Genomic DNA, 6,729 nt, shown 5'->3' with positions numbered 1-6,729 from the left:
GACGATGTGGTGCGGTTCGAGGTGATGGCCGAGGGAGCCGTAATACTTGATGAGGGCCGCGGTGAGCGCGGCATCGCCCTGGGAGAGGCCGTAGCTGATGACCTTCGGCTGGTAGTCACGCAAGGCCTTGAGGCCGGCGGGGATGGTGGGCAGGTCCGGCTGGCCGATGTTCAGGTGGAAGACGTGGATTCCCCGCTGCTTAGCCTGCAGGGCGTAGGGGACGAGCTTGCGGATGGGGCTGGCCGGAATCCTCTCGGCCCGTTTGGAGAGCGGCGGACGCGACATCGGTACCCCCGGGGTGGTTTTTACGGGGAAAGGATACATCGGCCCGGCGGTTCATTCAAGGGTGTTGTAGCCGTTTCCGGTGAGGAAGAGGAGTCGCCCCGCGTCGGTTGCGCCGGCGGGTGATAAATTGGCTTCGTCGAGGGCAAGGGGCTTAAGCCCCTTGTCTATTGCACCGCGCGGCCGTGGGCTCATCGCTTCTTGGTCTTCCTCACTCCGGTTTCGCCTACGTAGGGGCGACCCGTAGGACGAGTCCTCTGCGGTCGCCCTCGGGCCGACCTGCGCCCTTTCCCCTACCCGTAAAAAAGGGGAACCCCGCGGGGTTCCCCGTGTCATTCTCGGCTGATGACTAGAAACTAGCCTTGATGGCGCCCCAGGTGGTATCGACAATAGCTACATTGCTGTTCTCCATCATGTACATGATGGCGTTGTTTAAGAGCACCCAGCCGTCGCCGGACCAGTGATGCACGTCGCCGGGGTACAGGTTGACGGCCACGGCGTTCTCGTCGGCGTTGATGGCCGCCAGGTCGGAGGAACCGATGGCCAGATCCGCGAGCCAGGTAGCACCGCTCTCGGTCGAGATGGACTGCCAGTAGTAGATGCTCGTGATGAGCGAAACGCCTTCCATGACTGGATGGTTGTGGTCATGGGTGCCCATGTGGTTGTAGGAGAAGTCGTTGTTGCCGCGTGTCAGGGGGCAGTACGCCGCACCGCTGGCGTAGAGGCCGCCGAGGCCCAAGCCGTCGCTCGAGTAGTGCGCGAAGCAGCATGACACGACGCCGCCGCCGAGGTCCATGTAATCGGCCAGGTTGTCACCCATGCTCGTCGGATTATCGTAGGTGTAGTTGCTCCACGTTAAGACACAGCCGTAATCCAGCATGGTGCCCACACTGGGGGTGGTCGTGGTGCAGTCCAAGAGGGTCACGATGCCGTAGTCGGGATCGCCCGCGATGTAAGTCTCCACGTCCGAGGTCGAGCCGGGATCGCAGTGGCAGATCAGAAGATCATACTGCCCCGCGAATGCGGCCGCGAACACTAACACAAGAAGCAAAACAATCTTCTTCATCTTTTTCTCCTTTGGGTTTAGGGGAGAACTGCAACGCGGTTAGCTTAACATCATCTTAAAGAGTGCACAAGTTTGTTTAAACAGCTCTGCAGCAGACATGGGATCGAATTTTTAATTCAACGTGAACTTTATTGCAAAAAACTAATATTCCAGAAAGTAAATAATTCCACCCGTTGGCCCCCCATGCCAAAGCAAAGAAAAGGGGAACCCACGCGGGGTTCCCCAGTTGTTCTTCTCGGTTGGTGACTAGTATTCGGCCTTGATGGCGCCCCAGGTTGTCGTGGTGACGGCGGAGCTGTAGGTGTCGAAGGTCCAGACGAAATCATCTACCATCGGGTTGCCCTTGGAGTCGGCGAGGCCGGCAGCCACGGTGCAGGTGATGGTCACGCGCCGGTGCTCTCGAAGCGGTCGCCGGACAGGGTGGAGTCCAGAACGGTGAAGTCAATGGTGGTGGTGTCAATGGGGTGCAGGTCGTCCACGCAGTGGAAGACGATGGTGGAATCAGTCGGGACATCGGCCTGGCCGTCGTCCGGGTCCATGCCCGTCACGTACGGCGGATCGAGATCGGGCGGGCCGGTGTCGCCTTCGACGGTCTGGAAGAAGTCGTAGGCCTCGCCCCACATGTACTGCGAGGAGTACCACGGGCCGGCGCCGCCGCCGCCGTAGTCGAAGTAGACCATGTAGTCGTAGGCGTGGGCCTCGCACAGCATGTACACGAAGCCGCTAGACATGCCGAAGGCCCACCAGTAGTGTCCAGCGTCCATCGAGTAAGAGGGGTCAAAGGTGATTTCGTACTTGTAGCACAGGTAGCCCCACAAGTACACGCCGGTGGAGGTCTGTACCGCTGTGGCGGGAGCATTGGCCAGCTCGCTGCCGGGTCCGGAGCCGCCCGTGTCCTCCCAGAAACGCATGTAGAAGCCGGAGGGCGCCGGGTTGTTGATGGCCCAGCAGGTGAGCTTCGTGAGGTCCGTGTCATCGGCCAGGACGAAGTCATCGGCGGCGACCCACCCGTAGCTCGGGGAGGTGGCGACGCCGTTCACGCACGCACCCGCGCTGAAATCATCGGTCATGTAGACGATGTCCAGGCCGCCGTTGGGCGCGGACGGTATGTACGCCGTGGCGCCGCTGGGAGTGATAGCACCCAGGTCGGTGCTGGCGGCGAAGACCGCACACACGCTTAGAACTAAGACAAGTGTAAGAGTCCTCATCATTCTCATCCTCCTTGGGTGATTTGTGTAGGCTACCCAATCTTTAGAAAGGGCAGAGGTATTATACAAGCTCAAGGGACCAGAGTCAAATGGAATACAAAAAATTTTTTTCGGGGTGGACTTACCATCGGGCTCGTGGGTACGGGCTCTAGAACGCCGCCTTGATTTCCCCCCAAGAAATCCGGCTCACCGAACTCGGCTCACCCTTGACGTACCGGATGGCGTTGTTGAAAAGAACCCAGCCGTCGCCGGGGTACAAGTTGATGCCGACCACGTTCTCGTCGGCGTTGATGCCCGAGACCTACGTCCTTTCCACCACCTGAAAGAAGGGGAACCCACGCGGGGTTCCCCCAGTTGTCCTTCTCGGCCGGTGACTAGAATTCGGCCTTGATGGCGCCCCAGGTGGTCTCGGTGACGGAGGCGCCGGAGGTGGAGAAGGTCCAGACGAAGTCGGCGCCTAATTCGTTGCCGAGCCGGTCGGCCAGGCCACCGTCCACGGTGCAGGTGACGGTGGAGCCCTCCTGGAAGGGATCGTCGCCGGTCCAGGTGCAGACGACGTCCATCTGGTCGGTGTAGTCCACGTCCAGGTCCCCGGCGAGGACGCGGCTCGAGTCGTAATGAACACCCTCTGCTGCGCCGACGCGGACCGCGTTGTCACCGCGGAGGGTGGAGTCCCGAACGGTCAGGCGGATGGTATCGGCATCCACCGGCGTGTGGTCATCCACGCAGTGAAAGACGATGGTGTAGTCAAGCGGAACGCCGGAATCGCCGTCGCCGGGTTCCAGGCCCTCAACGGTGGGCGGAACCGTGTCCTCGGCGGAATTCATCATCAGGTTCTCGATGACGTTGTTGTACAATCTCCAACCGTCGCCCGCCCAGCGCCTCGCGTCCCCGGGGAACATGTTGATGCCGGCGACATTGAAGTCGGCGTTGACGGCGCAGAGAGGGTAGAGCGAGGCAGTGTCGGCGACCCAGGTCGCGGACGGTTCCTTGCTCACATAGCTCATGTAGTAGATGTTGGTGATGGAGGATACGCCGTCCATGAAGGGATGACCGCTGTCGAAGGAACCCAGGTTGGTGTAGGAGTAAGCGCAATTACCGTTGTGGGTCAGCGGGGCGTAGTTCCCGTCGGTCTGGATTCGTCCGCCGAGACCCCATCTGGAGGTCCAGCAGAAATTGTTGATGACCACGGTGCCGCCCTGATCCACGTAGTCGGCGAGCCTATCCCCCAGGCCGACGCGGTCGGCGTAGCCGTAGTTGCTCCAGGTGTAAACGCAACCGTAATCCAGGAGGTGGTCTATCGTCGGCGTGGACGTGCTCCAGTCCTCGATGGTAACGCTGGAGTAAAAGGGATTTTCGCCGATGTTGGTCTCGACGCCCGAGGTCGAACCTGAATCGCTGTGACCGATGAGAAGGTCGTACTGGCCCGCAAAGGCGGCCGCGAACATCGTCGTTAGAAGAATGATGAGCCTTTTCATTTTATCTCCTTACAAGAACCAGCTTCACGATCAACATAGCAGGTCCCGGTGGGGTTGACCTGAGGTTAGTTGACCTACCTGCGGCGGATTCGAGCCTCCGATTTTCGGTGCAGATAGACGCGCTTTTTAACAAAACACGCAATTTGACCGTTCAAAAAGACATAACAGAAGGGGAACCCCGCGGGGTACCCCGATTTTTACCAATCCATGGGGGCGTTGCGTCTTTTCGCGACACGCTTTTTTAAAAAAAGGGGAACCTCGGAGGGTTCCCCAACTTTACCAGGGATCGGTTATTAGAACTCGACGGCCTTGATGGCGCCCCAGGTGGTCTCGGTAACAGAGGTACCCTGGGTGCTGAAGGTCCAAACGAAGTCATCTACCATCGGGTTACCGCGACTATCGGCCAGGCCGGCGGCCACGGTGCAGGAGATGGTGTCGCCATCGTTCAGAGGATCGGACGGGGTGAAGGTGCACACGATGTCCGAGGGGTTGGTCTCGTCGAGAACCAGGTCGCCGTCGATGCTGCGGGTCGAGTCGAAGTCTACGCTGATGGCAGCGCTGGAGCTGACCGCATGGCCGCCGGAGAGCGTGGTGTCGCGAGCGGTGAAGTCAATGGTGTCAACGTCGACTTTGGAAATATCGTCTATGCAGTGGAAGACGATACTTGTAGGAACCGGGGCAGATGTTCAACGCAGCGCAGTTGCTGTCCGCGTTGATGGCCACCAGCGGGGTGCCGGCGGAGTTATCCGCGACCCGGATGGCGCCGCTCTCCATGGTGCCGCTGACCCAGTAGTACATGCCGTTGATGCTGGTCACTGGACCCATATCGCCGTCCATGCAGGGATGGGTGTCGTCGTAGATCGTCCCCAGGTTCACGGAAGAGTACTGGTTGCCGCCGCCGGCAATCGGGCACAGGGTGGCGTCACTGGTGATTTTGCCGGAGCACTGGGCGATGCCCCAGATGAGGAGGGTCACGGTGCCGCCGTCGTCCGTCACGTAGTTGCCGAAGGCGTCGCCCTGGCCGCTAACGTACTGATAGTTGTTCCACGAGAAGACGCTGCCGTAGTTTGCGCAGGTGGCCTGGCTGACCAGCGAGTACGTTGCGTCCATGTAGGTCACGGAATCGTAGAAGGTGTCGTTATCGAAGGCGGAGATAGTGTAGCCGCCACTACCCTCGCAGTAAACGACGAGCAGGTCGTACTGGCCGGCGAAGGAGGCCACGCACAGCAATGCCAGTAGGAAAACAAGCTTCTTCATCTTTATCTCCTTTTTGGACGTGGGGGAATGACAACGGCAACAGTTTAACAAGTTCCAGACGGGGATGCAAGATATTTTTTGGGATCGGCGCCGGGCGCGGATCCGCGCCTGGCTTCCAGGCTTCCGAAATCCCAATTCTTAAATATTCTTAAATACCAGGAAACGCGGGAAGAGTGGGAGTTCGGGAGTGATTTGGGGTCGGGCGGCCGAGGACGCAGCGGGGTCACTTGGCGAAAAACCGCCCGCCGGTGAATTCTACTAAAAAAACGGTATATAATGGGGGAGGCTGGACACCGCAAGGGGAATCGGCTAAAATAACCGCTTTCAACCCTTCACCCCGCCGCAACCATGCGCAAACTCCCAGCCATCCTTATCGCCTCGACCCCCTTAGTCGCCGCGGCGCACATCAGCCTGTCGCCGACCTACGAGGATTCGGGGTTCGTCTTCTGGGCCACGTGCCTGGTCATCACCTTCTTCTACGTCTTCGGGCGCGTCTCTTCCTACTTCAAGCGTAAGAAGGGCACCATCATCAGCTTCGAGAGCACCCTCGAGGAGAAGTGTCAGAGCTCCAACCTGCCGGTAAAGGTCCGACTCGAATCGGGACGGGAGGTGCTGGCCGAGGTCGCCGGCTGCACCCTGTGCTACCACCGATTCAAGGTCGGCAGCCGCGTGGCCCTGGACGAGGGGCCCAACGGGCGGCTCGTCATCCAGCTCCCGGCGAAGATGACGGCCAAGCAACGCTTCGATCTCTCCATGGAGAGCTGCTCGGCGGGTTGCCTGCGGAACCGGGAAGAAAAGGAGAAAGCCGGGGTCTGACGACCGTCTCCCGTGGAATTGCCGCCCCCCGAACCGAGCGAACCGAGCTTTAGCGAGCTACGCCCCCGGCGAACCGAGCTATACCCCCGGCAAATCGGGGGTTTTTTTATAAAGCAGCCGCCCCGCTCCCGGGGGGAGAGAAAGGCCGTCCCGGCCCGTGCCTCGCCGGTCTCCCGGAGGGAGAGGGGAATGACATGCGGATTCTGGTACAATAACCGCAAACGGAAAAGGGCCACCGTGAAGAAGAAAAAGCTCGTCGTCACGCTCATCCTCGTCGGCGCGTTCGTCGCCTTGGCTGCGGGGCTGGTCATCTACTACTGCGTACTGGCCTACGGCTCGGTGGAGCCGGAGAAAAGCGTGGTCGTGGAGATACCCGAGGGCGTCGGGGCCGACCGGGTGGCGGAGCTCCTGGCCGGGGCCGGAGTCACCGAACACCCCCGCCTGTTCCGCCTCTACCTATTCATCACCGGACGCGACTCCCTGCTCAAGGCGGGGACGTACAAATTAGAAGCGCCGGCCTCGTTCTCCGACGCCACCGACATCCTCGTCGCCGGGAAGGTCCTTACCGTCCGCTTCACCCTCCCCGAGGGACTTGACGCCGAGCAGATGGCCCTGCGGCTGG

General features: G+C 60.4%; 10 protein-coding genes. 2 read left to right on the top strand and 8 right to left on the bottom strand.

Annotated elements, in window-relative coordinates; translation table 11 throughout:
- The 8 genes from NTW26_08920 to NTW26_08885 form a co-directional block, all read right to left on the bottom strand.
- The coding region (locus tag NTW26_08920; GenBank protein ID MCX7022375.1) for a pyridoxal phosphate-dependent aminotransferase at positions 1-285 on the bottom strand (285 nt) is incomplete at its 3' end.
- A gap of 346 nt (positions 286-631) precedes the next feature.
- A complete protein-coding gene (locus NTW26_08915) occupies positions 632-1,348 on the bottom strand; it encodes a hypothetical protein (GenBank protein ID MCX7022374.1) in 717 nt (238 codons plus the stop codon).
- A gap of 246 nt (positions 1,349-1,594) precedes the next feature.
- A complete protein-coding gene (locus tag NTW26_08910) occupies positions 1,595-1,735 on the bottom strand; it encodes a hypothetical protein (protein MCX7022373.1) in 141 nt (46 codons plus the stop codon).
- On the bottom strand, positions 1,732-2,559 hold the full coding sequence (locus tag NTW26_08905) for a hypothetical protein (protein MCX7022372.1): 828 nt from the start codon (positions 2,557-2,559) through the stop codon (positions 1,732-1,734). The genes NTW26_08910 and NTW26_08905 overlap by 4 nt, the downstream gene beginning before the upstream one ends.
- A 145-nt stretch (positions 2,560-2,704) precedes the next feature.
- A complete protein-coding gene (locus tag NTW26_08900) occupies positions 2,705-2,830 on the bottom strand; it encodes a hypothetical protein (GenBank protein MCX7022371.1) in 126 nt (41 codons plus the stop codon).
- A 100-nt stretch (positions 2,831-2,930) separates the two neighbouring features.
- Complete coding sequence (locus NTW26_08895) at positions 2,931-4,034, bottom strand: Ig-like domain-containing protein (protein ID MCX7022370.1); 1,104 nt, start codon at positions 4,032-4,034, stop codon at positions 2,931-2,933.
- Between the two features lie 293 nt (positions 4,035-4,327).
- Complete coding sequence (locus NTW26_08890) at positions 4,328-4,585, bottom strand: Ig-like domain-containing protein (GenBank protein ID MCX7022369.1); 258 nt, start codon at positions 4,583-4,585, stop codon at positions 4,328-4,330.
- A gap of 67 nt (positions 4,586-4,652) precedes the next feature.
- Positions 4,653-5,291, bottom strand: a complete 639-nt coding sequence (locus NTW26_08885; GenBank protein MCX7022368.1) for a hypothetical protein — start codon at positions 5,289-5,291, stop codon at positions 4,653-4,655.
- Between the two features lie 348 nt (positions 5,292-5,639).
- On the opposite strand from NTW26_08885, the gene NTW26_08880 reads away from it, so the two are divergent.
- A complete protein-coding gene (locus tag NTW26_08880) occupies positions 5,640-6,107 on the top strand; it encodes a hypothetical protein (GenBank protein ID MCX7022367.1) in 468 nt (155 codons plus the stop codon).
- Between the two features lie 237 nt (positions 6,108-6,344).
- On the top strand, positions 6,345-6,729 hold a 385-nt coding region (locus NTW26_08875), incomplete at its 3' end, for an endolytic transglycosylase MltG (GenBank protein MCX7022366.1).

It is taken from the genome of bacterium, from assembly GCA_026398675.1.
In the GTDB taxonomy this organism is placed as follows: Bacteria; RBG-13-66-14; RBG-13-66-14; order RBG-13-66-14; family RBG-13-66-14; genus RBG-13-66-14.
Note: the sequence above shows the minus strand (reverse complement) of the source record. Positions and strands in the feature narration are given on the sequence as shown.